Raw genomic sequence first — 24417 nt, forward strand, 5'->3', positions numbered from 1 at the left:
ATTTAGAATTTACCGCTCAACGAGAGGGTAAAGATCGACCCGTAATCGCGGTCCCTAAATTCCGAATAAAGGACGCCGTTGGTTCTCCGCCCATCGTAGAAGGTGCGCGTAAACTGTTCTTGCGTACCGAGCAGATTGTCGAAACTCATCCGCGCGGTCAAACCAAACACATCCTTATTTTCGATAAAGGCGCCAACGCTGCCGGGGCTGTTGAAAGGTCGCTCGCGCGTATCGAGCCGGTAGGTCCAGGCCTGTTCGAATTCGCTATAGCCCGCGCCATAGGCCCAATTGGTGCCCGGTATATCGTGGCGGAAAGACACCTCCACAGAGCGGAACTGATTGTTGTTGAGCGGCCGGAAGATGCCGGTCAACGGATCCTCAATCCGGCTTTTCTGAAATTGCATTTCGAGGTCGATCTTCGCCCCCCTGACGCCAAAGGGATCGAGATTGAGCGTGCTCGACCAGAAAATGCCGTAGAGGCTCGCTCTGTCGAGATTGCCTGGAGCCTGGCCATCCTCGCCAATGGGCACCACGTCCACGACATCTTCGTACAGCCTGCCGAAGAGGCGCGCGGTTGCCGTGCCATAGGGGCCGAAACTGCGCGTGACTTCGACCTGCCCGGACCAGATTTGTGTCGGCACCAATTCGGGATTTCCAGCGTCGCCCGTGCCGCTGCCGACATTGACGAACGCCACGAAGTCGAAAAAGTCGAGCTGTCCGACTTCGCGCGAAATGCGGCCGCTGACGTCGAGGCGAGCGGTCGGCTTCCAAGCCAGCGAAACGAAGCCTTTAGGCCGCCAGAATCGCCGCCTGAGGCCGCTGGGTCCGGTTTGGGTAAGTTCCGAATATTCGCCGCCGAGCGAGCTCTGCAGCGTCAATTTCGTACTTAAAGGGCGTCCGTAAGTGATCGATGCTTCGCCCCTTTTCTCCTTCACCGTCGAAATCGCATTGTCGAGCGGCAGAGGCTGGAACACGCCGCCAACCAGTCCATAGAGCGCGCTGTTCACATCCAGCACATTATAGGCGCCTTCCGCCGCAACCTGCCAATCGGCGGCGCCGGCCTTCCAGCTATATTCGCCACGCAAGATGGATTCAGCCTCGTCGGCCGTCTGTTCGAACCTTTGCCCCGTGGCGTCGCGGCCGTCCGCATAGCTGGTGACATAATATTGGCTGTAGGGGCTGTGCTCGAACCGGCGCAGGCCGATCAGTTTCAACCGGCCCGAGCCAAGCCCGAACTCGTAATCGCCGCCGACTTCGTAATTCCATTCCCGCTCTTCCTCAAAGAAACGGCGGACGCGATCGGGCTCGATCGCGTTGTAGCGGTAAGACAGTTCATCCGCATCGAGATGGTAGATCTGATAGGATGCGTTGAGGTTGGCGATGGCGCCCGTGGCACTCCGGTGTTTCAATCCAAGGGTGAGTTTCGGTTCTTCGACATAGATATCCAGCCGCTCCTGCCGCTCATCGATGATGTCGCCCGCACCATTGGTAACGATTTCCGGTCCAGCATTACCGTTGGCGCGGCTCCAGTTGGTGATCCCCACCGTGTAATCGAGTTTTCCTGAAGAACCGCTAACCGAAATTTGCCCATTGGTGATGTTGGGCTGAATTCGCTTTGCCCGCGCCTGCGGATTCCATTCGAATTGACCGCCAAAGGCCTTGCGCGCGTTCATGATGACATTGGCGACCTGGCCAGACAGGCCGGGCACGTTGAGCGTCGCGCCATCAACGATGTCGATGCGCACGACATCCGCTGCGGGGATGCGGGTAAGCTCGGTCACGACATCGTTCGACTTGCCCGAAAACCGTTCGCCATTGATCAGGACGTTTGTCGATGCCTGCCCAAGGCCGCGCCGCTCATCCGGTTGGAAGATGATAAAGCCGGGCACCTGCCGCAGCATATCGTAAGCGCTCTTGGGGGCGAAACGGGTGAAATCGTCAGGAGCGTAGCTTTTCGCCCCTTCGGCGGCGGCGGGGAGTGTGGGAACAGGGGCAGGTGCACCGTCGATGTCCTGGGCCATTGCGGGCGAGGTCGAAATACTGGCGCCCGCCAGCAAAATCCATTTTCTACGACCGCCCACTCCGCCCACATTCTCTCTCCCGCTGCCAGTGTTTTAGTTGAGCAATGCTGCCACACTCGTAGCGGGATCGGCAAGATAAAAGTTACATTTGTAGCATGCCCCTGAAGATGTTGACGAACCTGTCCAGCGACGGACCGCCGGATATGCGCGGTCATGGTTGGAACGAGGGCATTTGGGGTCCGTTGTCTTTGGATATTGGGAATCCGGAGGATCAGCATGGGAAAGCAGGTTTTGAACGACGTCCATGGCTCGACCCGCCCGAAGCAGAAACAGGACAACGTTATGCCCGACGATCCAGAGGATGGCGGCCGCAAGAGCTTTATCGCTGGCCGCGACGGCGGAAAGGCGCCCGTGAAAAAGGCGCCGGAGCAGGACCAACAGGATCGATCGACGATCGAGGTTTTTGGTGAGGAGGGCGCTGGCAAGGCGCCGAAGGAATAAGCCATGAACTATACCGAAACGCTGAATATGATCCACGAAGATGCACTGCCCGGGCATGAGAGCGAATTGGAGCCCAAACCGGATTGGGAGCCGCGTTATCCAGGGTCGGATCGCTTGAAGGGAAAGGTCGCGCTCATAACCGGCGGCGACAGCGGGATCGGTCGCGCGGTCGCGGCGCTCTTTGCGCGCGAAGGGGCGGACATCGCCATTTCCTACCTATGCGAGCATGACGATGCCGAAAAAACAAAGCAGATCGTCGAGGCCGAGGGGCGCAAGGCGATCCTCCTGCCCGGCGATCTGGGGGACAAGGCGGTGTGCGATTCCATCGTCGCGGATACGGTGGAAAAGCTCGGACGGCTCGATATCCTTGTCAACAATGCAGGCGAGCAGCATCCCGATCAGGATATTCGCGACATCACCGAGGAGCAGCTGAAGCGCACCTTCCAGACCAATATCTTCGCGATGTTCTTCCTGACGCAGGCGGCGCGTCCGCATTTGAAGGAGGGATCGACGATCATTAACTGCACATCGATCACCATGTATCAGGGCTCGAAGGAGCTTCTTGACTACAGCTCCACCAAGGGCGCGATCACCGCGTTCACTCGCTCATTGTCCGAAAACCTCGTCGGGGAGGGCATCCGCGTGAACGCAGTCGCTCCAGGCCCGATCTGGACGCCTCTCAACCCGTTTGGGGGCGCATCGCCCGAAAAACTCAAGGATTTTGGAAAGGATACACCGATGGGGCGCCCCGGGCAGCCCAACGAGGTCGCGCCCTGTTTCCTGTTCCTCGCCTGCGAGGATTCAAGCTATATGTCGGGGCAGGTGCTGCATCCCAATGGCGGCACGATCGTGAACGGATGACAAAGCGCCTTTAGCCTGAGTGCATCTTTGCTATAGTCTCCCCTGAACAACAGGGGAGATTGACGTGCGGGCATTGGGCGGGATCATCGCGGGGCTTCTGATCGGGCTAGTCATCGCACTCGCGCTGACCATCGTCAGCATCGTCATTCATCCCTTCCCGCGCGACTTCAATCCGCGCAGCGCGAATGACCTCGCGACTTATTATGAAACAGCCCCATTTCTCGCCTTGTTCATGATCGTGCTCGGCCGGTTCCTCGGCGCACTGGCAGGCGGCTGGGTGGCGAATGCGATCAGCGGCACGCGCTGGACCGCCTGGGTTATCGGCATCGCCCTATGCGCCTATATCGTCATCGAGATGAGCGGTATTCCGCATCCGCTCTGGATGCAGATCACAGGTGTGCTTGCGCCGCTGGTCGGCGCGGCGATCGCGCATCATTTCGCTGGGCGTTCGCGCATCGAAGAGGATGAAGTCGTGGAGGAGGATGAACCGCATGACGAGGTATCGGAGCTTTAAGGCCTTCTGGCCTTTTTACCTTCGCGAACATGCCAGGCCCCGGACGCGGGCCTTCCACTATGCGGGAACGAGCCTCGTCATTCTGATCGCGCTGGCCGCCATCCTGACGGGCCGCTGGGCACTCTTTTTCGCCATGCCGGTTGCCGGCTATGCCTTTGCCTGGGCCAGCCATGCCGCGATCGAGCGCAACCGGCCCGCCACCTTCACCTATCCACTCTGGTCGCTCGCCGCCGACTTCAAGATGTGGTGGCTCTGGCTAACCGGGCGCCTTGGTCCGGAACTGGACGCGGCAGGCGTTCCTTCACATCGGCAGGTTTGAAATTGCCGCACTTAGCATAGGCGGACTCTTTTTCCGCCTACGGGAGCAGCTGGCCGACGTCAGCGACACCCAACGCTTCACCACATCTCTGCCTTGCTATTGATAACCAGTCGCAATAACTATGGACATGAAGGAGACGTTCATGTCCGATTTCCGCCTTGCCCGCTTGTTGCTTCCCAATCGGATCGGTCCTCAGTCGCAAAGCGAAGCGCGGCTGGTGCGCGCGGTGCGGCTGTGGGTTGTCCTCAACAAGCAGGGGCGAGGACATGTCGGTGCGGTGGCTCAACAACTCGGCAGCCGCGAGAGCGCGCTTGCGCTCGATCTTCTGATGATGCGCGTGGGGATCGCCTGGACGGAGGCGTTCGTCGTCAACCCGCCTTGTTGCCCGCGCTTCACGCATGATGAGGCGCTAATCCTCGATATGGTCGCCATGGGCGCGATAGACGACCGACAGGGCTTCGACCGCCTTTTATCGGAAATGCTGCCGTGCGATGCGCGTGAGGCTCTGTTCCATTCCGCCCGCCAGCTTGGCGCCAGGATCGCCGCAGCCGTCAGCTGACACGCTCGATCAATGCCTGTGCTGCGGCGGGCGCCCGCACCTTGGCGCCATTGATGAAGAATAGATAGACGTCGCGTGGTTCCTTGGCCGGCACCTGAGCTGTGACATGCTCCAGCCCATCCGGCATTTCTCCTTTCTCCCAGCAATGCGCCACGGCCGCCCAGTGATCGAGCGCGTCCAACGAATATCCGGTCTGGACGCCTTCGTCCGCATTCAGCAACCGCGCATAAGTGAAGTCGCTCGTTTGATCCGCGATCGCGGGATATTTGGGTGAGTCGGCGAAGACGATTGCCGCCTTGTGTTTGGCCGCCAGCGCTATGAAGTCCGGATCCTTGAAGCTGTCATGCCGCACCTCCAGCGCGTGGCGAAGCGGCAGCCCATCCTGCTTTTCCGGGAGAAGTGCGAGGAATTGCGCAAAATCGTCCGGATCGAATTCTTTCGTCGCAGCGAATTGCCAGAGAATTGGCCCCAGTTTGCCACCGAGCTCGGTAATCCCCTGCGTCAGGAACTTCTCGATCGATCCCCCTGCTTCGCCCAGAATTTTACGGTTGGTGCAGTAGCGCGAGGCCTTGAGGGTGAAAACGAAGCCGTCCGGCGTCGCATCGCGCCATTTCGCGAAGGTGGCTGGCTTCTGCGAACCATAGAACGTGCCGTTGATTTCAATCGCGGTGAGCCGGCGCGAGGCGTAATCCAGCTCCTTCGTCTTTGGCAGCCCATCGGGAAAGAAGGTGCCGCGCCACGGTTCGTAACTCCATCCGCCGATGCCGATCCGGATTGTCATGTCCGCCTCTCCATTTCCCGTGTCCGCCCATCATGCTATCGCATGTCCCAGCCAACAAGGAGCCATGTCATGCGCCCGGTCACCCCGTTTCTTGCGGCCGTCGCCGCTTTATCGATCCCCGCCGCCGCGATCGCATCGCTCACCGTTGGCGCAAGAGCGCCCGATTTCGAAACCCAATCTGCGCTCGCGGGCAAGGTGCGCACATTGAAGCTCAGCGATGAATTGAAGAAGGGGCCCGTTGTTCTCTATTTCTTCCCTGCCGCATTCACGCCGGGCTGCACGTTGGAAGCCGCCGACTTCGCGCAGGCGAGCGACGATTTCCGCAAGTCCGGCGCGCAAGTCATCGGGCTGTCGGCCGATCCGATCGGTAAGCTGGCCAAATTCTCAGTGGAAGCGTGCCGCAGTAAGTTCGCGGTCGCGACAGCAACCCCGCAACTCATCGCCCAATATCAGGTGAAAATGCCCGCGCGAGAAGGCCTGTCCGATCGCACCTCCTACGTCATCGCGCCAAATGGCCGGGTCATTTACGCGCACAGCGACATGAACCCGCGCGATCATGTCCGGAACACCCTTGCCGCCGTCCGCCAATGGAGGGCAGCGCAGCCCTAAAGGCTGGCGCCGTCCACCGGTGTGATCGTCACCTTATCGAGATCGATATCGGCGCAGCGCAGATTAATCGCGACCATGGGCCCCTGCGGACCCTTCCCTTCGCCAAAGGGTGCGCAGCCACAAATCTTGCAGAACTGATGGCGGATGATGTGGTTTTTGAAGGTGTAGACGCTGATCGCCTCGCGGCTCGTTTCCAGCCGGAATTTGTCAGGCGTGGCGAAGGCTAGGACGTAGCCCTTTCTGCGGCAGATCGAGCAGTTGCAGCTTATCGCGTCGACCGGGTCTTCATCCAATGTGTAGGCGACCGCTCCGCAATGGCAGCTTCCCGTAATAGCCATGTCTTTACCCCTTCAGGCGGGTGCGTCCGCCGTGCCGCCGATCGCGGCGCGCTGCGGTTCGTCGCGCGTATAGGTACCGACGAGCAGGCCTGCCGCCAAGACATGGCCCCTCAAGGCATCGATGAACGTGCCGCGCCCCGGGCTTCCGCCCGTATCCGGCGCGGCTGACAAAGCAAAAAGCTGAAAGGCATAATGATGGAGGCCGTGGCCGTAGGGCGGATCGGGCGGCAGCCACCCTTCTCGGAGATAGGAGTTGCGGCCGACATCGCCCTCCGCTGTGCCCGGCCCGTCCGCGACAATAGCGCCTTCGGCCAGGCGGTTTTCCCCCGGCGGTATGTCCCAGACGATGGCATGGACGAAGGGCTGGGGCGCCGGCGCGTCGAAATCCTCGACGATCAACGCCAAGCTTTGCGTGCCGTCCGGGATGCCGCCCCAGACCAAAGGCGGGGACACGCCCTCGCCATCGGCCGTAAAGCGCGGCGGCAGTGCGCCGCCATTGGCAAAGGCCGGGCTCGTCAGATCAAGATAGCCGAAATCGCCGAGGCCGGCTTGCGTGATCGCGATTTTGTCCGCTCCCGCTCTGACGCTGCGGAGGGCGGTGCCAAGCCAGCCGGGCACATGTTCAAGCATAGGTCGTCCTTTCAAAGCCTTTTGAAAACCGCTCGCCCGCGCAAAGGCTCCGCAGGCGCTAGTATCTCATCCCTGCCATGGGCTAATCGGCAGCCATGGGCCTTCACCACGCGCACAATCACAGCCATGGGCACAGTCACGGTCACGGCCATCACGGACATGCCCATGCGCCCGCCGATTTCGGTCGGGCATTCGCGATCGGGATTACGCTCAACCTCTCCTTCGTGATCGTCGAGGCGACATTCGGATTCCTGTCGGGGTCGATGGCCCTGCTGGCCGACGCTGGGCACAATCTTTCGGACGTTCTCGGCCTTGCCGTCGCTTGGGGCGGGGCGACGCTGGCAAAGCGGCCGCCCAGCCGTCGATATACGTATGGCCTGCGTGGATCGACGATCCTGGCAGCGCTTGCCAACGCGTTGCTGCTGATGGCCGCGGTCGGCGCGATCGTAATGGAGGCGGTGGAGCGGATCGGCGATCCCCAGCCGGTCGGCGGGCGAACGATGATCGCGGTGGCGGCGGTGGGCGTCGTCATCAACCTCGGCACCGCCTTGCTTTTCGCGCGGGGCCGACAGGGGGACATCAACATTCGCGGTGCCTATCTCCACATGGCGGCGGATGCGGCCGTATCGGCGGGCGTCGTCTTGGCGGGCCTCGCTATCTTGGCCACCGGCGCCGCATGGATCGACCCTGCCGTCAGCTTGATCGTGGCGGGATTCATCTTCTGGAGCGGCTGGGGCTTGATGAAGGAGGCGATCGCCATGTCGCTTGGCGCCGTGCCGTCAGGCATCGGCCCCGGCCGGGTGGAAGAGGCGCTTTCCCGTTTGCCGGGCGTCGCCGCCGTTCACGATCTCCACATCTGGCCGATGAGCACGACGGAAACGGTGATGACAGCCCATCTCGTCATGCCGGGCGGTCATCCCGGGGATGCGTTCCTTCACGATGTCCAGCACGTGATGGAAGACCGCTTCGGCATTCACCATGTTACGCTGCAGATCGAACTCAGCGCTGACAGCCGATGTCACATGCGGCCTGCCGACGTCGTCTAGGAGCCGAGAAGCGTTCCACATTTCCGAAGCGACCAGCCCTCGGCCTTCTTCTCTACGACGCAAAGGGATTCGCGCGCGAACGTTGGCGTATAGCCATAGCTCAGCGCGACGAGGGCAAAGCGGTGGCTTTTGCTCAAAACCGGCTTGCCGATCGTCAGCCACTGATTGGGCTGGGTCGGATCGGGCTTGAAGGCGATATCCGCTTTTTTCCAGTCGCAAGAGGCACTGAAGGCAGGACGCGCCGCGCCGTAACGGGCGACGAGATCGGCGCGCTCCGCCGCTGGCATTTCGGGCGCGATGCCCTCCAGCATGGCCGCGTCGCGCCCCACCCAGGATTGCAGCGTATCGATGTCGAACGGCTTCGAAAGCGGATTGGGATCAGGTTTGGCATTCGCCTCCTCGAGCCGTTTCGCATAGGCGGCGTGGCGCTTGGCGCGGGAGGATTGCGCTTTCATGGGTTCGGGCGCGGGAAGCGGAGTGCTGCCATCCTCCCGGCGAATCAGCTCCTTACGCACGACTTCCGAAAGGATCGCACATTCGTCGCTCGAGGCCGCGAGGGCTGTACCCGAACCTGCGGACGAGATTGCCAAGGCAATTGCGGTGCGGATCATGATCGTCTCCCTGGTCATCGTTAAAGGCTAGCAGACCCTCCAGTAAAGACCAGCGGTTGACGGGTTATGCTCCGGTCCGCACAGACGCGGCATGACAGAGGCACAGGGTCAGAGCGTCAAGCTGCATGATAGCTGGAAAGCGGCGCTGGCGGGGGAATTCGAGCAGCCTTACATGCATGCGCTGAAGCAATTCCTGACGACGGAAAAAGCAGCCGGAAAGCGCATTTTTCCCAAGGGCGGCGAATGGTTTCGCGCGCTCGATCTGACGCCGCTCGATAAAGTGAAGGTCGTGATCCTGGGCCAGGATCCCTATCACGGCCTGGGTCAGGCTCATGGCCTTTGCTTCAGCGTCCAGCCTGGCGTCCGCACGCCGCCCAGCCTCGTCAATATCTACAAGGAGTTGGAAAGCGACCTGGGCATCAAGCGGCCTGCGCACGGTTTCCTCGAACATTGGGCGCGGCAGGGCGTGCTGCTGCTGAACAGCGTGCTCACCGTCGAAATGGGCATGGCCGCATCGCATCAGGGTAAGGGGTGGGAGCGTTTCACCGACGCGATCGTCCGTGCAGTGAATGCGAAGACCAAGCCCGTCGTCTTCATGCTGTGGGGCAATTATGCGCAGAAGAAGGCGGCATTCGTCGACAGCGTCGACAAGGGGGGGCGCCATCTGGTGCTGAAGGCCGCGCATCCCTCGCCGCTCTCCGCGCATAATGGCTTCCTCGGCTGCCGCCATTTTTCAAAGGCCAACGCCTTTCTGGAAGCAAAAGGCATGGCGCCCATCGACTGGTCACTGCCGGACGTTTAGAACAGGGCCATGATGACCGAAGATGATGACGCCTTCGTCTATGATGAAGCAACCGGAGAGTGGATCAGCGCCGCCGAGGCAGCTGCAAAGGGCGGCGCGCAAAGCATCGAGGTCCGCGATGCGGTTGGCAATCTTTTGGCCGATGGCGATCAGGTGACGCTCATCAAGGATCTGGTCGTAAAAGGCGCGGGCCAGACGTTGAAGCGCGGCACGCTCATCAAATCGATCCGGTTGACCGGCGATCCCCAGGAAATCGATTGCCGCTACGAAGGGATTAAGGGCCTCGTCCTCCGCGCCGAGTTCGTAAAGAAGCGCTAAGGTCGGAACCGGGCCCCGCATCGGGGGCGTTCTCCTCATTCCAACGAGAGGAGCCGATCCATGCCCGACAAGACCCTGGCTGACATATCCGAGAAATTACGCGACATCGATTTCGCGATCCTGTCCACCCGAACGGAAAATGGCGCAATCGCCGGCCGTCCGATGAGCAACAATCGTGACGTCGATTATAACGGCGATTCCTATTATTTCACCTGTGACGATACGCGCATGGTGCAGGATATCAGCCGCGATCCCAATGTCGCGCTGAATTTTCAGGCCAAATCCGGCATCGTCGGGCAGCGGCCGTTTTTCGCCGCCGTGGAAGGCCGCGCGGACCTCATTCGCGACAAGGCGGCATTTGCCCAACATTGGTCCAAGGGGCTCGACCGCTGGTTTGAAGAGGGGATCGACACGCCCGGCCTCGTCATGATCCACGTCCGCGCGCAACGCCTCCATTATTGGGATGGAATGGATGAGGGCGAACTGGCTCTCTGAGGATTGCTGCGATTTGCTCGATTCCACTCCGGAAGGCCACGCTTCACCGATCCGGTAAAAACTCGATCACGGCTCAACTGTTGGTCTGTCCGGATGGGGCATTTCGAAGGGAGTTTTTTTGAGATGGCCAAGTTAACCTTCAGTATCGCGACAATCTCGGCGCTCGCGCTTGCCGCACCTTTGGCCGCACAGACGATGGCACCGGGCATCGAAACCCGTGTCGATCAGCTTCAGACGCGGCTCGACAATGGAATAAACCGGGGTTCGATTACGCGCGATGAAGCTACGCCGCTGCGCGAGCAACTTCGCGCCCTGCGTCAGACTGAGCGGCAATTAGGCCGGAACGGCTGGACCAGCAGTGAGCGACGCGACATGCAGGGCCGTATCCAAACCGCCCGCGAACAGATCCGCGTCGCGGAGCGCAATGAGGTGACCCGCTATGGCAATAGCGGTTTCATCGACCGCAATAATGACGGTTGGGATGATCGCGATGCCAATCGTGATGGTCGGTTCGATAGTGGGTATTACGGCCAGGGCGGACCGCTCGAGCTTCCGCCATGCGAGACGCGAAGCGGCCTTGGCGGGGTGATCGGATCGCTCTTTGGCGGGCAGAATAGCAATTGCATTTTACAGCCCGGCCAGCGTGCGACGAGCGGCCTGTACGGCGTACCCGTCGATCTACGCAGTCAGTATCGCGACGGTAATGGCGTCTATTACCGGTCGGACGGCAATGCGATCTATCAGATCGATTCCCGCACCAACATCGTCACGCGCGTTTACGACATCGACTAACTCTCTTCCCTGAGCGGGAGTCGAAAGGGCGTTCCGGTCTCATCCGGGGCGCCCTTTTTCAGTCCAGCGGCCGATTGATCCGGATTGCACCAACCGACTGGTTTCCCGCTCCGGATAGACTATCCATACGTAACCGATACGAAGGGGGTGTCTATGTTCAAAATCCGGTTCATTCTGTGCGCGTCACTTACCGCACTGTCTCTATCGGCTTGCACCGGTCCGACGGTACTCGGGCAGCGATTGAAGAAGGCGAATGTCTGCCCGTCGGCCGATACGGGAAAATGTGTGCAAAGCACCGGCAATATGACGCCAATCTATATCGAAAAGCCCGCGCGCTTTGCGAATATAGATGACAATGGCATACCTGTTTATTGGCAATATCTCGGCCGTATGTGGACGGGCGACGGGACGCCGGTCTCCAATTATTGCGGCAACGTTTTTGGGACCAATCCCTTCCTGACCTTCGAAGCGGCCTATAATGCCGATCCCGCCAAGCCGGACATCAAGGTGCTGCGCCAGCCGGTTATCGATCAGCCTTTCTACTTCACCCGCAAAGCGTTCGATAAAAAGGCGATCGAGGGGAATATCGATGTCGGGCAGGTGCTCAATCTTGCCGGCGTTCCCATTGGTGTCGCGGGTCGCGCTCAAGCCGAAGCGAAATTGAAGGCGATGGCGAGCCGGGTTGCCAATTCCAAGATCAAGATGGAGGGCAATTACCACTTCACTTATATCGAACCGGAAGTGGTGGCCGCGCTCTTTGCCGAAAACACGCCGGCGGAACTCGCGGCATGCGCGGATTATCTACGAACGAACAATGCCGCCATCGTGACCGGCATGACGGGCGTTTACGTGAAGACCCTTGAGGTTGAAAATAGCACGCAGGACAAGATCGATGCGGACCTGAAGGTCGCATTGAACGGAATCCTACCCGATTCGAAGATTGGAGAAATCGGGCTGCAATGGAAGCGCGAGGTAGATGAGGTCTTCCGGTCGGAAACCAAGCCGGTCTTCCAGGTGCTGTCGCTCTCCCATTACGGGCTGCGCAACCAGCCCTGATTGAAATTCAAGGTATCTCGGCCTTGGGGGGCGGACCGTTGTTGCCGCCCCCCAAGGCTCTCTTCCATCAGAGCAGATAACGGATTTTGATGCGCTGCTCCTGGGTGCCCGCTCCGATCACGAATTGAGCTTCGCGGAATTTGGGCGGGCCGAAGCGGATGGCGGGGTTTTTTGAAAAGCCGAAGCCTTCGCGAGGCACGAGCGCCAGCGTATCGAGTTTGCCATTGCCGTTTTCGTCGTGGATCGCGGCGATGGCGTAAGTGCCGGGCGCGAGCCTGTCGAAATGAGCAACTTTGTTCGGGCCTGCCGCGAAGGAGGTCGTGAGCGCCTGCGGATCCCCCTTGCAGTCGGGGAAGCGCGCCGGATCGCGGGTGAGGCAGAGGTGTACTACGCCCTTTGCGTTGCGCAGATTGTCGATGTGAACGGTAAGGCCGCCCTCACCCGCCACCGTCGCGGCGCTAGGTACGGCGAGGATGAGAAGTGAAATCCCCAAGGCCGCGGTCCGTGCCGCAGAGACGATCCCAGAAGCGGAAATAGAGGCCATAATTGCACTTATACTCGCGATGATGCCGCTCGTGATGGCTGGCGGTGATCAGCCATTTGCCCGCCGGGCCCTGAACCAGGGCTTTCGGGAAAATCTCCCACCCCATGTGGTTTGTTACGCCCATCACCGTCATGACGAGAAGCACGAAAAGAAGCGCCCCCGCGTGGATAGGGATGAGAAAGACGAGGGCCGGTATCACGACGGCGCCCGTCAGGGCTTCGATCGGATGAAAGCTCATCGCCGCCCAGGCGGTGGGCGGGCGGCTTTCGTGATGCACCTTATGCGCGATGCGAAACCATCGCGGCCGGTGCATCCAGCGATGCGTCCAATAAAACCAGCTGTCGTGAAGGAAAAGGTAGAGGAAGATCGAAACCGGGATCCACCAAAGGGGGCGGTCGAAAACATCCGTATAGATGCGGGTCCAGCCAAATTCCCGCCAACCCCAGGCGACAATCCCGGCGGGAAGGCCGTAAATGGCGGCGCTCAATATCGACCATTGGATTTCACGTCGGATCTGGACGTCTTTACCGTCATACAGATCGGGGAACCGCCGGCATGTCAGCCAGGCGAAACCGCCGCTTACGCCGACATAGCGAATGGCCACGATCAGCGTCATCGCAAGGGCGGAGAGGAAGGCGGCTTTGAACTCCATCCTTCCACATTAGCGCGCTTGGCGCGGGCTGGCAGTTGAAAAGTGCGCAGCCATCGCCCAGAAACCGAACAAGGCGCCCGGATGGTGCGCATAACCGGGCGTCGTTGGATGATCGTGACACGAATTCTGAAACATTGTCTCTTCGTGGTCGCGGCAATCATCGTGGCCGCCCCGGCAGCGGCGGAGGTGAAGATCACCTTCCATTCGCGGGAATTCGGGGCGACCTTTCCTCATGCTTTCGTGTCGTTGAAGGGCAGGCTGGATGCCACGGGCGAGGTGATCGATACGGGCTACGGTTTCACCGCCAAGACGATTTCCCCGGCGATCCTGATGGGTTCAGTCGGCGGCCAGCTGCAAGTCGAAACACGCTCCTATATCGAAAACAGCCAGCGGCACTTTACCATCACGGTGGACGATGAAGGCTATCGCACGCTGATGGCGGTGGTCGACAAATGGCGCAACGCCAAGCAGCCCTCTTACAATCTCAACCGCGCCAACTGCGTGCATTTCGTGGGCGAGATGGCGCAGGCTGCCGGCTTGAATGTCACCTTCGATCCTAAATTGATGAAGAAACCGCGCTCTTTCCTCGTCTCAGTGAAGGCGGCCAATGAAGCGCGGGTCGAGCCGGCCTTGGGTCTGGACGGCACGCAGGCTGCGGCACCCTGATGACGGATGCCCGCCTGATCATCGCGGGGGGCGGCCTTGCCGGTGCACTTGCCGCTTTGGCACTCGCCGAGAAGCGGCCGGATGTCGATCTGTTGCTGGTCGAAGGCGCCGACCGGATCGGCGGCAATCATATCTGGTCTTTCTTCGACAATGACGTTGCTTTGGAAGACCGTTGGCTGATCGATCCCGCCGTCGAGGCGCGATGGAGCAGTCATGACGTCATCTTCCCGGCGAGACGGCGCACATTGCCCTTCGGTTATAACAGCGTCACTTCGGATCGCCTCGACGCATTGGTACGTGCACGGCTTGGACCTCGCCAGCTCCGCCTCAGTGCGCCTATCGCCGCGGTCGGCCAGGACCACGTCCTTTTAGTCAGCGGTGAAAGGGTCGAGGCGGATGGGGTGATCGATGCGCGCGGCGCGGACAATCTCGAAGCGCTCGACCTTGGCTGGCAGAAATTCGTTGGCCGCGTTTATCGTTTCGATACCCCGCACGGGATGGACCGGCCCATCATCATGGATGCAACGGTAGATCAGAAAGATGGCTATCGTTTCGTCTATTGTCTGCCCTTCACGCCCGATACGATGCTGGTCGAAGATACTTATTACAGCCTGTTGCCCGATCTCGATCGCGACGGAATCGGGACGCTGATCGACCATTATGTGGCGGGCAAGGGATGGACGGCGCGAGTGGAGCGTGAGGAAACAGGCGTGCTGCCGGTTGCGATTGGGGGCAATATCGCGCGTCTTTGGGACGGAGTCCCAGTCGCCCGGATCGGCCTTCGGGGTGGTTTCTTCCACCCGACCACCGGCTATTCGCTGCCCGATGCGGTGCGCATCGCCATGCTTCTGATCCGTCAGCATGACTTTAGCGGCGCGGCACTTCACGCCGTGATGAGTGGCGAGGCGGAACGGTTGTGGCGGGCACGGAGTTTCTACCGCCTGCTCAACCGTATGCTGTTCCGCGCTGCCCCTCCTCCGGAACGGTACCGCGTCCTCCAGCATTTCTACAGGCTTGATCCGGGGCTCATCGCCCGCTTTTACGCTGGTCGCTCCACCGCCTGGGACAAGGCCCGGATCCTGTCCGGCCATCCGCCCGTCCCAATTATGAAAGCTTTGACGTCATTATGGCCATGAAAACTGCGGCGGTGATCGGATCGGGTTTCGGCGGCCTCGCGCTTGCCATTCGTCTGCAATCGGCGGGCATCGCGACGACGATCGTGGAGGCGCGCGACAAGCCGGGCGGGCGCGCTTATTATTGGGAGAAGGACGGCTATCGCTTCGACGCCGGGCCGACTGTCATCACCGATCCCGAATGCCTGCGCGAGCTTTGGGCATTGTCCGGCAATGACATGGCGCATGATGTGGAGATGCTGCCCGTCTCCCCCTTCTACCGGCTGAGCTGGCCTGACGGAGAGACTTTCGATTACACCAACGACGATGCCGTACTGATGGAGCAGATCGCCCGGCTCGATCCGGCCGATGTCGAAGGGTATCGCCGCTTCCTCGATTATTCGGCGGGCGTTTATGCCGAGGGGTATGAGAAATTGGGCGCGGTGCCGTTCCTCGACTTCAAATCAATGCTGAAGGCGGCGCCCGCGCTGGCGCGTTATCAGGCGTGGCGGTCGGTCTATTCGATCGTGTCGAAGTTTGTGCGGAGCGAGAAGTTGCGGCAGGCGCTCTCCTTCCACACCCTGCTGGTCGGAGGGAATCCGATGACCACTAGCGCGATTTACGCCTTGATCCACAAGCTGGAGCGCGATGGTGGCGTCTGGTTTGCAAAAGGGGGAACCAATCGCCTCGTCGCGGGCATGGTCAGGCATTTTGAGAGGCTCGGCGGCACGATCCGGCTTGGCGATCCGGTGGAGGAGATCGAAACGCGCGAGGGACGCGCCACGGGCCTTCGCACGCAGAGCGGCTGGCGGTCGACCTTCGATGCGGTCGCGTCCAATGCTGACATCGTCCACTCTTACGATCTCCTGAAAGCGGTGGGCGCGAAACGGGCCGGAAGTTTGCGCCGGAAGCGCTTTTCGCCCTCCCTTTTCGTCGTCCACTTTGGCGTCAAAGGGGAGTGGCGGGACATTCCCCATCATATGATCCTTTTCGGGCCGCGCTATCAGGGCCTGCTTGGCGACATTTATGGCAACGGCCGCGGGCTTGCGGCGGACCCCGCGCTCTATCTCCATCATCCGACGGTCACTGATCCGGATATGGCGCCGCCCGGCTGCTCGACTTTCTACGCGCTGGCGCCAGTGCCGCATCGCGGCAATCTCGACATCGACTGGGCGGTCGAGGGGCCGAAATATCGCGACCGGATATTGGAGATTGTCGAGCAGCGTGTCGCGCCCGGCCTGCGAGGAAGTATCGAGACATGCTTTCATTATACGCCGGAGGATTTCACCACCGATCTTGCAGCGCATCTGGGATCGGCCTTCAGCCTTGAGCCATTGCTCACGCAAAGCGCCTATTTCCGGGTTCACAATCGCGACGACGCCATTCCCAATCTCTATTTCGTCGGAGCGGGCACGCATCCGGGGGCGGGGATACCGGGCGTTGTCGGCAGCGCGAAAGCGACAGCGGGGCTGATGATCGATGACCTTGCCCGCTGAGCGCGCGGCCATCGTCGCGGGGGCTTGGAACACGATCCGCGCGGGATCGAAATCTTTTGCCTCGTCCAGCCGTCTGTTCGATCCGCAAACGCGGGAACGGGCCTGGCTGCTCTATGCCTGGTGCCGCGCCTGCGACGATTATGCCGATGGGCAAATATTGGGGCGTCCGGGCGATGCGTCGCGCGCAGATAGAGATTTCGATCCTGTCGAGCACATCCGCTCGCAAACGACCCTCGCCCTTTCCGGTCGGGAAACCGGCGAATTGCCGTTCGACGCGCTTCGGATCGTCGCGGCGGAGTGCGGGATTCCGCACCGCTTCATCCGCGACCATCTCGACGGGTTCGCGATGGATGCGGAAGGATGGCAGCCGCGCAGCGAGGCGGATTTGCTGCTCTATTGCTACCGGGTTGCGGGCGCGGTGGGCTGCATGATGGCGGTGGCGATGGGCGTCGATCCGGACGATGAGGACACGCTCGACCGCGCGGCGGACCTGGGCATCGCATTCCAGCTCGCCAATATCGCCCGCGACCTGTCGGAGGATGACGCGATCGGCCGCTGCTACCTGCCGCTCAACCTGCTTGCCGAATTCGACATTCCGCCGGGCGAGCATATGCGCCCGGCCTACCGTCAACGCATGGGCGTGGCGGCCGGGAGGCTGGCGGCGCTGGCCGGGCGGTTCGAGGCGTCGGCCCGCGTCGGCGCCCGCCATCTGCCCTTCCGATCGCGCTGGGCGGTGCTGTCTGCCGCGAATATTTACGGAGCGATCGGCCGGAAAGTGGCGCGGCGCGGGGCCCATGCCTGGGATTATCGGGTGGTGATCGGCAAGGCGGATAAATTGCGCCATGCTGCCGCTGCTTTTCGGGAGGCGTCGTTACCAGGGCGGGACGAGGTGAGCCGCTCTGGGCTTTGGACGCGGCCGAAGGATTAGGATGACGATCGCCAGCGTTAATCGAGGCGCTTCGAACTCTTAAAGCTCCCTTCGCTCGACCCCTCTGTCCAATATCTCCCCCAAAGGGGGGGAAAGGCTTGTTTTTGGTGCTCTGATTTGAGCGCTCTGGCTTGCGGCAAGCTGCCCCTTCAGCACATCGGCACGCGGTGCCCATAGGAAGCCGAAGCTTACCGAGCCATGCTTGTTTTCCGTCGCGTGGTGGAGGCGGTGGGCCTGCACGATCCGCTTCATGTAACGGGAGCGCGGCACATAGCCGTGCGGCAGGCGCTTGTGGACGATGACGTCATGGAAACCGAAATAGATGGCACCATAAGCCGCAATCCCCGCGCCCATCCATGTCGCCCAATCGCCCCACCCCAGCTGCACGCCGCCAAGCAAGAAGAGGATCGAGGGAAGAGCGAAGATCACCGCGTAGAGATCATTGGCCTCGAACGGGCCGGTGCGCGGGCGGTGGTGGCTGGCGTGAAGGAACCAGCCGGGCCCATGCATCACCCAGCGGTGGGCGGCATAAGCGACGCCTTCCATCATCGCGATGGTGGCGAGGAAGACGGCGAAACCTGCGGGCCAGGACATGATGGTCATATAGGCGCTCAATGTGCGGCTGTCAGGCCGCAGGCCGGGCGGGGCTGGGTGCTTCCTCGACAGGCAACGGCGCCTGGGCCTGTCCGGTCCGCGGCTCGAGCAAAGCGGCGGTCTCAATCGTGTCGAGCGCGCGGCGGGCCGCTACGTAGCGCCGGGCGTCGGCGATCCAATCCGTAGCCGCGCCATGACCGGGAATGCGCAGGATTTCGGCAAGCGCGACGTCCACCTGCCCGGCTGCCAACCGGTCCGTCGCGCGCGCGACGCGTTCGGCGGGCACGGTGGAGGGCGTGCCTTCCTTGCGGACGGTGATGAGGCTGCCCAGTTCAACTTTGAAAGCGGTCCACCAATCCCGCTCCGTCCCCGCGCCCGCAAGGGTGGGGCTCACGGCCTGCAGGCCTTCCTGCAATTCCTGAAGCGTGATCGGTTCGCGCGCAGCGCTGATGATCGTGCCGACCGCCTGGGGCTGCGTCGCCGCGAAACGCTGGCGGAGCAGGCCTTCGATATAACCCAAAGCCACGCCGCGATCGAGCGCGCGGCGGGCGGCAAAGGCGACGAGCAGGCCTTCGGCCCGGTCGGCATTGCCGACGGCAGCCTGGCTTTGATTGGCGATTTCGGACAGGCGCTGTTCGAGGATGCTCACCCGGCGCGACACTTCGGGATCGACGATCGCCACGCTAGCGGGCGGCGTTGCAGCCTGAGGAGCGGCGGCGGGGGGCGGAGCGGCATCGCGCGGGCCGATACCCAGATAGCGGGCGCCATCCTGCCACTGGGTGAGAATCCACGCCATCGCGGCCAGGCCGACCAGGAAGGCGAAGAGGGGAAGCAGCCACAAGGCGGTGCGGCCCCGGCGGCGCTGCACGGGGGCCGGGGCGATTGCGGGCTCGAAAGCGGGTTCAGTCATGTCCATCGCCGTCAATCCTTATCCGTCGCGATCCGCGCCGCAAGCGCCAGCAACATTTCATCGCGCGGCCCCAACGCGGTGTCGACCCGCTGCCAGCCCCCGCCAGCTGCGGCTGCCGCTGCCCGGCTGATCGCGGCGATCCGTATCGTATCGCGCGAAATGCCCGCATCATCCACCAATTTCGCGAACACAGCGCCCGCGCGCGGCGAATGGATCAGCGCCAAGGCGCCGCTTTCCAATGCCTGGGCAGCATCGGACGGAAGCTGGCTTGCCGCATCGGACGTGTAGACGGGCACATGGATGACACCCTTGCGCTCCATCTGGATATGGTCGCGACCGCAGAGGTGGAGCAGGTGCATATTGCCGCGAATGCCGCGCAGCAGCACTTCGACTCCTGCCGGTCCGACACTCACATCTTCAAAACCAGCTGCCCGCGCCGCGTCTGCGGTTGCCTCGCCCACGGCGTGAACTGGAAGGCCGTGATAAAGCGCCAAATGTGGGCCGGCGAGGCGAACGGCATTGGCGCTGGTTAGGAGCAGCGCATCAAAGGCGGCAGGATCCTTGGGTTCCCAATCGAGCGGACGAACGATGAAGAGCGGCGCGACCACCGGCTCGAGGCCCAGAGCCCGCGCTTTTTCGGCGCTCGCCGTCGCTCCGGGCTGGGGCCGGAGCAGGAGTATGAGGCGGCTCACCCGGCGAACAAGGCGCGCAGGGCCGGGCTCGCCCGATCGAGGAGCAAGGCGGCGAGGCGGCCGGGAGCGCCTTCATCGTCGGGTGTGAAGAGGATTTCGCCCGCCTGCCGTTCGCGCCCGTCACTGGTGAGGATTTCGGCGCGGAGCAGGATGTCGTCCCCATTCAGTGTCGCAAGCGCGGCGATGGGGGAATGACAGGTGCCGCCCAGCGCCTCGAGCAGGCGCCGCTCGGCCCAAACGCAGAGGCTGGTCGGTGCATGGTCTACCGCCGCGACCAGATCGCGCACCGCATTGTTGCCGGTGCGCACTTCGATGCCCACCGCGCCCTGCGAAGGGGCGGGCAGCATCTCGTCGATCGCGACGCCCGCTTGCACATCGAGCCGGTCGAGCCCGGCGGCAGCGAGCAATGTGGCATCGGCGTCGCCCGCACCGATCTTGCCGAGCCGGGTCGCGACATTGCCGCGAATGGAGACGATCTGGAGGTCCGGCCGCCGCGCCAACAATTGCGCGGCCCGGCGCGGAGAGGAGGTGCCGACCACCGCACCGTTCGGCAGCGCGTCGAGGCTTGCCGCGCCGATCAGCCGGTCGCGCACGTCGGCGCGCGGCAGCATCGCGGCGATGCGAAAGGCATCGGGCCGGATCGTTTCGACATCCTTCATCGAGTGGACGGACAGGTCGGTGCGCCCGTCGAGGAGGCAGCGGTCCAACTCCTTCGTCCACAGCGCCTTGCCGCCGACTTCGGCGAGCGGGCGATCCTGAATGATGTCGCCGGTCGTCGTGATCGGCACGATTTCGATGTCGGCGTCGGAGAGGCCATGCGCGGCCTTCAGCGCTGCCGCCGCCATATGGGCCTGAGCAAGCGCGAGCGGCGATCCGCGGGTTCCGATGCAAAGGGGCCGGTTCATCGCCGCACCTGCTAGCCGCAATGACACTTGAGGGTCAAACGGCGCGCGGGATTCCGGGCATGCCGTGACGCGTGTCAAGCCGGACAAGCGCGGCGGAAGGAAAGAAATCGGCTTAAGGCCGCCTTGGTGAGGTGACCCGCAGACGAAACGTTCGGGCCGCTAGTTTCCTGCTTTGGCACGAACACATTATCGTGAAAGAAAATTAGCGATCGGCGTAAGATCGTAACCGGCCTCTGCGGCTTTCCGTATGATCTCCGCGCCATTGTCGCCCGCCTCGGCCCGTGCCAACGCCCACAGGAAGGTCGAGCGCGTGCCTGATCGGCAGAAAGCCAGCACAGGCTCCTCGGCTGATCCAAGAGCCTCGCCCATTGCGGCCACCTGATCTGCCGAAAAGCCGCCCGCGACCGGAATGTGCCGATAGGCGATCCCCGCCGAATCCGCCGCAGCCTCGATCTCGGCGGCTGAAGGCTGGCCAAATTCCTCCCCGTCCGGACGATTGTTGACGATCATCGTCACGCCCTGCGCGGCGATGGCGGGCACATCCTCCGGCCGGATCTGTCCGGCCACGGACAGGCTGTCGTCGATCTTCCTCATTGATGGTCCCTCACAACCGCGACGAACGCCGCGCCATATTTGTCGAGCTTCGCGGCGCCCACACCCGATATGCGCGACAGCGCTTCGAGGCTTGTCGGCTTCAATTCGGTCATCTCGCGAAGTGTGCTGTCGTGGAAGATGACATAGGGCGGCACGTCCTGCTCCTTAGCCAGGTCGCGGCGGCAGGCGCGCAGGGCCTCGAACAAAGGATCGTGCGGATAGTCCGCCGCATCGCGTTTATTGCGCCGCCGCTCCTTCTTGGGCGGCAGGACGATCTCCACCGCCTCCTCACCCTTAAGGATCGGGCGGGCGCCGGGCCCGAAGGAAAGGCCGCCATAGGCGTCGGCGCGCAGGGCATCGCGCGCCATCAACGCGCGCGCAACCGGCTTGATGAGCGGAAGCTCCTCCTCGCCCGCGATGCCGAAGACGCTCAGGCGATGATGGGCGAAATTGTGGATCTTGTCGGTTTCCTTGCCCGCCAGCACGTCGGCGAGATGACCAAGGCCGAAGCGCATTTCGGTGCGGAAGGCGGCGGACAGCAATTTGCGGGCAATCTCGGTCGCATCCACCGCCTGCGGCGGCTCCAAGCAATTGTCGCAATTGCCGCAGCGTTCGGACGGCGTCTCGCCAAAATGGCGGAGCAGGATCGCGCGGCGGCATCCGGCGGCCTCGACCAATGCGCCCATCGCGTTGAGGCGCTGCCGTTCGCTCCCACGCCGGTCCTCCGGCACTTCGCTTTCGACGCGGGCACGGGCGCGAGAAAAGTCCTCGGCGCCCCAGAAGAGATGCGCTTCCGATGGCTCCCCGTCGCGGCCCGCGCGTCCGGTTTCCTGATAATAAGCCTCGATCGATTTGGGCAGGCCCGCATGGGCGACGAAGCGCACGTCGGGCTTATCGATGCCCATGCCAAAGGCGATGGTCGCGACCATCACCATATCCTCGCTCGACACGAAGGCCGCCTGCGCCCGCGCGCGAACCTGCGGATCAAGGCCTGCATGATAGACACCGGCCGGACGCCGCGTCTTGCCGATCTGCGCGGCGATCTTTTCAGCGGCCGCGCGCGTCGGCGCATAGACGATGCCCGCCCCCGGCTGATTGGCCAGCAAGGCATGGAGCTGACCAGACAAGCCGTCGCGTGGGCGGATATGATAGCGGATGTTCGGCCGGTCGAAGCCCGCGACGATCAGCCCGTCGTCGGGAATGCCGAGCTGGTGGAGAATATCCTCCCGCGTCTGCCGATCCGCCGTCGCGGTGAGTGCGAGGCGCGGCACGCCTGGAAAGCGATCGAGCAAGGGCCGAAGCAACCGGTAGTCCGGCCGGAAATCATGCCCCCATTCGCTGACGCAATGCGCTTCGTCGATCGCGATCAGCGACAAGGGCACCTGGGCGATCAGATTGCGGAAACTTTCGCTCGAAGCCCGCTCCGGCGCGGCATAAAGAAGGTCGAGCTCGCCCGCACGAAACCGCGCGAGCGTCTCCTGCCGATTATCGTCGGCGGAGGTCAGCGAAGCGGCGCGAATGCCGAACGCATCTGCAGACCGTATCTGATCGTGCATCAAAGCAATGAGCGGGGAAATGACAAGCGCGGTGCCCTCTCGCGCCAGCGCCGGAACCTGATAGCAGAGCGACTTGCCCGCCCCGGTCGGCATCACCGCAAGTGTATGCTGCCCCGCCATGACCCGGTCCACCACCTGGGCCTGAACGCCGCGAAAGCCCGCGAATCCGAAGGTCGTGTGGAGAATGTCGAGAGGATCGTGCACCTCGAGGCTCTAGCCGCTCGGGCGGCGGCCCTCAAGGCAAGAAGCCTTTCCAATGTTCCCCTTTCATTCTAATGTGACGCCATGGTCAGCCTTCCCGATTCCTGCTTTGCCGATGCGCCGCTTGTGGCGCAGGATGTGGCGCGCGGCGTGTCGCGCCTCTTTTTCCGGCAGGATCTTCACGCTTTGTGCGAAGTGCCGCTTCCCAACGGGCGGCGGGCGGACATGATGGCGATCGACGGCAAGGGGATGATCACCATCGTCGAGATCAAGGTGTCGCGCGCCGATCTACTCGGCGACTGCAAATGGCCGGATTATCTGGACTATTGCGACCGCTTTTTCTGGGCGGTGCCGCAGGGCTTCGCGCTCGATCCCTTCGATGGTGAAGGCTGCGGGCAGGATTTGTCGGGCCTCATTATCGCCGACCGCTACGATGCGGCCGTCGTCCGGGAGGCGCCAATCCAGATGCTCGCCCCGGCGCGGCGCAAGGCCGAAACCCTGCGCTTCGCCCGCCGCGCTGCCCTCCGCGTCATGGGCGGCATGGATCCAGGATTGGGCGGCCTGGACTAATTCCCCGTCATTGCGAGGAGCGAAGCGACGAAACAATCCACTTCGCCGCCAGATTCAGTGTCGCTGGATTGCTTCGCGCTGCTCGCAATGACGACACCTCAGAATTTCGGGCCGACAAATTCCTTCGCGGGCTTGGCCGGCTGCTCCATGATCTTCAATACCGCTTCGGCGCGTGGATCCTGCCGGGCGTAATCGAGCGCATTATAGCCCGCGATCCGATCACCGATCTTGGGATTGGCCCCCGCTTCCACCAACATGCGCACCATGTTGGCGTCGCGGCGCTGCACGGCCAGGATCAGCGGCGTCTGGCCGCGATTATCCTGCACATTCACATTGGCCTTGCGCGCGATCAGGATTTCCGCGCCTGCCGTCCAGCCCATCTGCGCCGCGAGCGTCAGCGCGGTGTCGCCTTGTCCCGATTGCATGTCGGCGCGCGCACCCTTTCCAAGAAGGTAGCTCAGCCAGCGGCCATCGCGCTTCTTCACGACCTCGTGAATCGCAGCCTCGCCGCTCGTCGGATCCTTGTACAGAAGGACGGTGGAGCCCGGCGCGTCGATCAGGTCCGCCGCCTTCGTCCCGTCATTGTCGCGCACGGCCTTCAAAAAGGTATAGCCGTCCGACATGCGCTGCGCCGCCACCGGAGTGGATAGGGTTATCGCGCCCGCCATCGCCGCCAGGATCAGAGACCTTACCGCCTTCATCGCCAATATTCCCCGCACAAATGATGCTTGATCGCAGCCCCTT

At 62.3% G+C, this 24417-nt stretch carries 31 protein-coding genes; 17 read left to right on the forward strand and 14 right to left on the reverse strand.

All coding sequences use genetic code 11. From position 1 onward, the window contains the following. Positions 1–2: 2 nt before the first annotated feature. The gene (locus C7I56_RS09720) at positions 3–2090 is read right to left on the reverse strand and encodes a TonB-dependent receptor plug domain-containing protein (protein ID WP_158703087.1); all 2088 of its coding nucleotides are present in this window, start codon (positions 2088–2090) and stop codon (positions 3–5) included. 207 nt (positions 2091–2297) lie between these two features. Between C7I56_RS09720 and C7I56_RS09725 the strand changes: the two genes are divergently transcribed. The 5 genes from C7I56_RS09725 (at position 2298) to C7I56_RS09745 (ending at position 4775) form a co-directional block, all read left to right on the forward strand. Next, on the forward strand, positions 2298–2522 hold the full coding sequence (locus tag C7I56_RS09725) for a hypothetical protein (RefSeq protein ID WP_106640409.1): 225 nt from the start codon (positions 2298–2300) through the stop codon (positions 2520–2522). A 3-nt stretch (positions 2523–2525) separates the two neighbouring features. Further along, positions 2526–3383, forward strand: a complete 858-nt coding sequence (locus C7I56_RS09730) for an SDR family oxidoreductase (RefSeq protein ID WP_106640410.1) — start codon at positions 2526–2528, stop codon at positions 3381–3383. A 64-nt stretch (positions 3384–3447) separates the two neighbouring features. After that, entirely contained in the window at positions 3448–3897 is a 450-nt protein-coding gene (locus C7I56_RS09735; RefSeq protein WP_106640411.1) for a hypothetical protein, read from the forward strand. Then, entirely contained in the window at positions 3875–4216 is a 342-nt protein-coding gene (locus C7I56_RS09740; protein WP_106640412.1) for an Mpo1-like protein, read from the forward strand. Before C7I56_RS09735 ends, C7I56_RS09740 begins: the two co-directional genes overlap by 23 nt. A 142-nt stretch (positions 4217–4358) precedes the next feature. Then, entirely contained in the window at positions 4359–4775 is a 417-nt protein-coding gene (locus tag C7I56_RS09745) for a hypothetical protein (RefSeq protein ID WP_158703088.1), read from the forward strand. Here the strand turns inward: C7I56_RS09745 and C7I56_RS09750 are convergent. Next, positions 4768–5556 carry a DUF72 domain-containing protein gene (locus C7I56_RS09750; RefSeq protein WP_106640414.1) on the reverse strand — a complete coding sequence of 263 codons (789 nt, stop codon included), beginning with the start codon at positions 5554–5556 and terminating at the stop codon, positions 4768–4770. The genes C7I56_RS09745 and C7I56_RS09750 overlap by 8 nt on opposite strands. Before the next feature lie 69 nt (positions 5557–5625). Between C7I56_RS09750 and C7I56_RS09755 the strand changes: the two genes are divergently transcribed. Then, on the forward strand, positions 5626–6165 hold the full coding sequence (locus tag C7I56_RS09755) for a peroxiredoxin (protein ID WP_106640415.1): 540 nt from the start codon (positions 5626–5628) through the stop codon (positions 6163–6165). On the opposite strand, the gene C7I56_RS09760 is transcribed toward C7I56_RS09755, so the two are convergent. Both C7I56_RS09760 and C7I56_RS09765 read right to left on the reverse strand, forming a co-directional pair. Next, a complete protein-coding gene (locus C7I56_RS09760; RefSeq protein ID WP_106640416.1) occupies positions 6162–6503 on the reverse strand; it encodes a GFA family protein in 342 nt (113 codons plus the stop codon). The two genes, C7I56_RS09755 and C7I56_RS09760, sit on opposite strands and share 4 nt — an antisense overlap. Before the next feature lie 12 nt (positions 6504–6515). Then, a complete protein-coding gene (locus C7I56_RS09765) occupies positions 6516–7133 on the reverse strand; it encodes a YbhB/YbcL family Raf kinase inhibitor-like protein (protein WP_106640417.1) in 618 nt (205 codons plus the stop codon). Between the two features lie 95 nt (positions 7134–7228). Between C7I56_RS09765 and C7I56_RS09770 the strand changes: the two genes are divergently transcribed. Next, positions 7229–8179 carry a cation diffusion facilitator family transporter gene (locus C7I56_RS09770; protein WP_106640418.1) on the forward strand — a complete coding sequence of 317 codons (951 nt, stop codon included), beginning with the start codon at positions 7229–7231 and terminating at the stop codon, positions 8177–8179. Here C7I56_RS09770 and C7I56_RS09775 read toward each other — a convergent pair. Beyond that, positions 8176–8790 (reverse strand): hypothetical protein, encoded by a 615-nt coding sequence (locus tag C7I56_RS09775; protein ID WP_158703089.1) that lies wholly within the window; start codon positions 8788–8790, stop codon positions 8176–8178. The two genes, C7I56_RS09770 and C7I56_RS09775, sit on opposite strands and share 4 nt — an antisense overlap. A gap of 91 nt (positions 8791–8881) precedes the next feature. Here C7I56_RS09775 and ung point away from each other — a divergent pair, with 91 nt between their 5' ends. From ung to C7I56_RS09800, 5 genes are all read left to right on the forward strand, one after another. After that, positions 8882–9592 (forward strand): uracil-DNA glycosylase, encoded by a 711-nt coding sequence (gene ung / locus C7I56_RS09780; protein WP_106640420.1) that lies wholly within the window; start codon positions 8882–8884, stop codon positions 9590–9592. A gap of 12 nt (positions 9593–9604) precedes the next feature. Next, on the forward strand, positions 9605–9910 hold the full coding sequence (locus tag C7I56_RS09785) for an alkylphosphonate utilization protein (protein ID WP_106640695.1): 306 nt from the start codon (positions 9605–9607) through the stop codon (positions 9908–9910). A 60-nt stretch (positions 9911–9970) separates the two neighbouring features. Beyond that, positions 9971–10405, forward strand: coding sequence for a pyridoxamine 5'-phosphate oxidase family protein (locus tag C7I56_RS09790; RefSeq protein WP_106640421.1), 435 nt, complete (start codon positions 9971–9973; stop codon positions 10403–10405). A gap of 123 nt (positions 10406–10528) precedes the next feature. Then, entirely contained in the window at positions 10529–11197 is a 669-nt protein-coding gene (locus tag C7I56_RS09795) for a hypothetical protein (RefSeq protein WP_106640422.1), read from the forward strand. A gap of 153 nt (positions 11198–11350) precedes the next feature. Beyond that, on the forward strand, positions 11351–12253 hold the full coding sequence (locus C7I56_RS09800) for a hypothetical protein (protein ID WP_158703090.1): 903 nt from the start codon (positions 11351–11353) through the stop codon (positions 12251–12253). A gap of 67 nt (positions 12254–12320) precedes the next feature. On the opposite strand, the gene C7I56_RS09805 is transcribed toward C7I56_RS09800, so the two are convergent. Together C7I56_RS09805 and C7I56_RS09810 are read right to left on the reverse strand one after the other, a co-directional pair. Further along, positions 12321–12746: a DUF2141 domain-containing protein gene (locus tag C7I56_RS09805; RefSeq protein WP_245409669.1), complete on the reverse strand. Its 426-nt coding sequence runs from the start codon at positions 12744–12746 to the stop codon at positions 12321–12323. After that, entirely contained in the window at positions 12712–13449 is a 738-nt protein-coding gene (locus tag C7I56_RS09810) for a sterol desaturase family protein (RefSeq protein ID WP_106640425.1), read from the reverse strand. The genes C7I56_RS09805 and C7I56_RS09810 overlap by 35 nt, the downstream gene beginning before the upstream one ends. An 81-nt stretch (positions 13450–13530) precedes the next feature. Here C7I56_RS09810 and C7I56_RS09815 point away from each other — a divergent pair, with 81 nt between their 5' ends. Genes C7I56_RS09815 through C7I56_RS09830 form a run of 4 tightly spaced genes read left to right on the forward strand, consistent with a single transcriptional unit; the run spans position 13531 to position 17651 of the window. Beyond that, positions 13531–14115 carry a hypothetical protein gene (locus tag C7I56_RS09815; RefSeq protein ID WP_245409670.1) on the forward strand — a complete coding sequence of 195 codons (585 nt, stop codon included), beginning with the start codon at positions 13531–13533 and terminating at the stop codon, positions 14113–14115. After that, complete coding sequence (gene crtY, locus C7I56_RS09820) at positions 14115–15251, forward strand: lycopene beta-cyclase CrtY (RefSeq protein ID WP_106640426.1); 1137 nt, start codon at positions 14115–14117, stop codon at positions 15249–15251. The genes C7I56_RS09815 and crtY overlap by 1 nt, the downstream gene beginning before the upstream one ends. Next, entirely contained in the window at positions 15248–16723 is a 1476-nt protein-coding gene (locus tag C7I56_RS09825) for a phytoene desaturase (protein WP_106640697.1), read from the forward strand. Before crtY ends, C7I56_RS09825 begins: the two co-directional genes overlap by 4 nt. Next, positions 16713–17651, forward strand: a complete 939-nt coding sequence (locus C7I56_RS09830) for a phytoene/squalene synthase family protein (RefSeq protein ID WP_106640698.1) — start codon at positions 16713–16715, stop codon at positions 17649–17651. The genes C7I56_RS09825 and C7I56_RS09830 overlap by 11 nt, the downstream gene beginning before the upstream one ends. 39 nt (positions 17652–17690) lie before the next feature. On the opposite strand, the gene C7I56_RS09835 is transcribed toward C7I56_RS09830, so the two are convergent. From C7I56_RS09835 to recQ, 6 genes are all read right to left on the reverse strand, one after another. Then, on the reverse strand, positions 17691–18245 hold the full coding sequence (locus tag C7I56_RS09835; protein ID WP_106640699.1) for a sterol desaturase family protein: 555 nt from the start codon (positions 18243–18245) through the stop codon (positions 17691–17693). A 31-nt stretch (positions 18246–18276) separates the two neighbouring features. Beyond that, positions 18277–19155, reverse strand: a complete 879-nt coding sequence (locus C7I56_RS09840; protein WP_158703091.1) for a hypothetical protein — start codon at positions 19153–19155, stop codon at positions 18277–18279. A gap of 11 nt (positions 19156–19166) precedes the next feature. Then, positions 19167–19847 (reverse strand): uroporphyrinogen-III synthase, encoded by a 681-nt coding sequence (locus C7I56_RS09845; protein ID WP_106640428.1) that lies wholly within the window; start codon positions 19845–19847, stop codon positions 19167–19169. Continuing rightward, positions 19844–20752, reverse strand: a complete 909-nt coding sequence (gene hemC / locus C7I56_RS09850; RefSeq protein ID WP_106640429.1) for a hydroxymethylbilane synthase — start codon at positions 20750–20752, stop codon at positions 19844–19846. The genes C7I56_RS09845 and hemC overlap by 4 nt, the downstream gene beginning before the upstream one ends. A gap of 186 nt (positions 20753–20938) precedes the next feature. Then, entirely contained in the window at positions 20939–21346 is a 408-nt protein-coding gene (locus C7I56_RS09855; RefSeq protein WP_106640430.1) for a protein tyrosine phosphatase family protein, read from the reverse strand. Next, positions 21343–23106, reverse strand: a complete 1764-nt coding sequence (gene recQ / locus C7I56_RS09860; protein ID WP_106640431.1) for a DNA helicase RecQ — start codon at positions 23104–23106, stop codon at positions 21343–21345. The genes C7I56_RS09855 and recQ overlap by 4 nt, the downstream gene beginning before the upstream one ends. A gap of 81 nt (positions 23107–23187) precedes the next feature. Here recQ and C7I56_RS09865 point away from each other — a divergent pair, with 81 nt between their 5' ends. After that, a complete protein-coding gene (locus tag C7I56_RS09865; protein WP_106640432.1) occupies positions 23188–23673 on the forward strand; it encodes an MmcB family DNA repair protein in 486 nt (161 codons plus the stop codon). A gap of 98 nt (positions 23674–23771) precedes the next feature. On the opposite strand, the gene C7I56_RS09870 is transcribed toward C7I56_RS09865, so the two are convergent. Further along, on the reverse strand, positions 23772–24392 hold the full coding sequence (locus C7I56_RS09870; protein WP_158703092.1) for an ankyrin repeat domain-containing protein: 621 nt from the start codon (positions 24390–24392) through the stop codon (positions 23772–23774). Between the last annotated feature and the right edge of the window lie 25 nt (positions 24393–24417).

Origin of the sequence: Allosphingosinicella vermicomposti (genome assembly GCF_003012815.1) — a bacterium.
Taxonomy (GTDB): Bacteria; Pseudomonadota; Alphaproteobacteria; order Sphingomonadales; family Sphingomonadaceae; genus Allosphingosinicella; species Allosphingosinicella vermicomposti.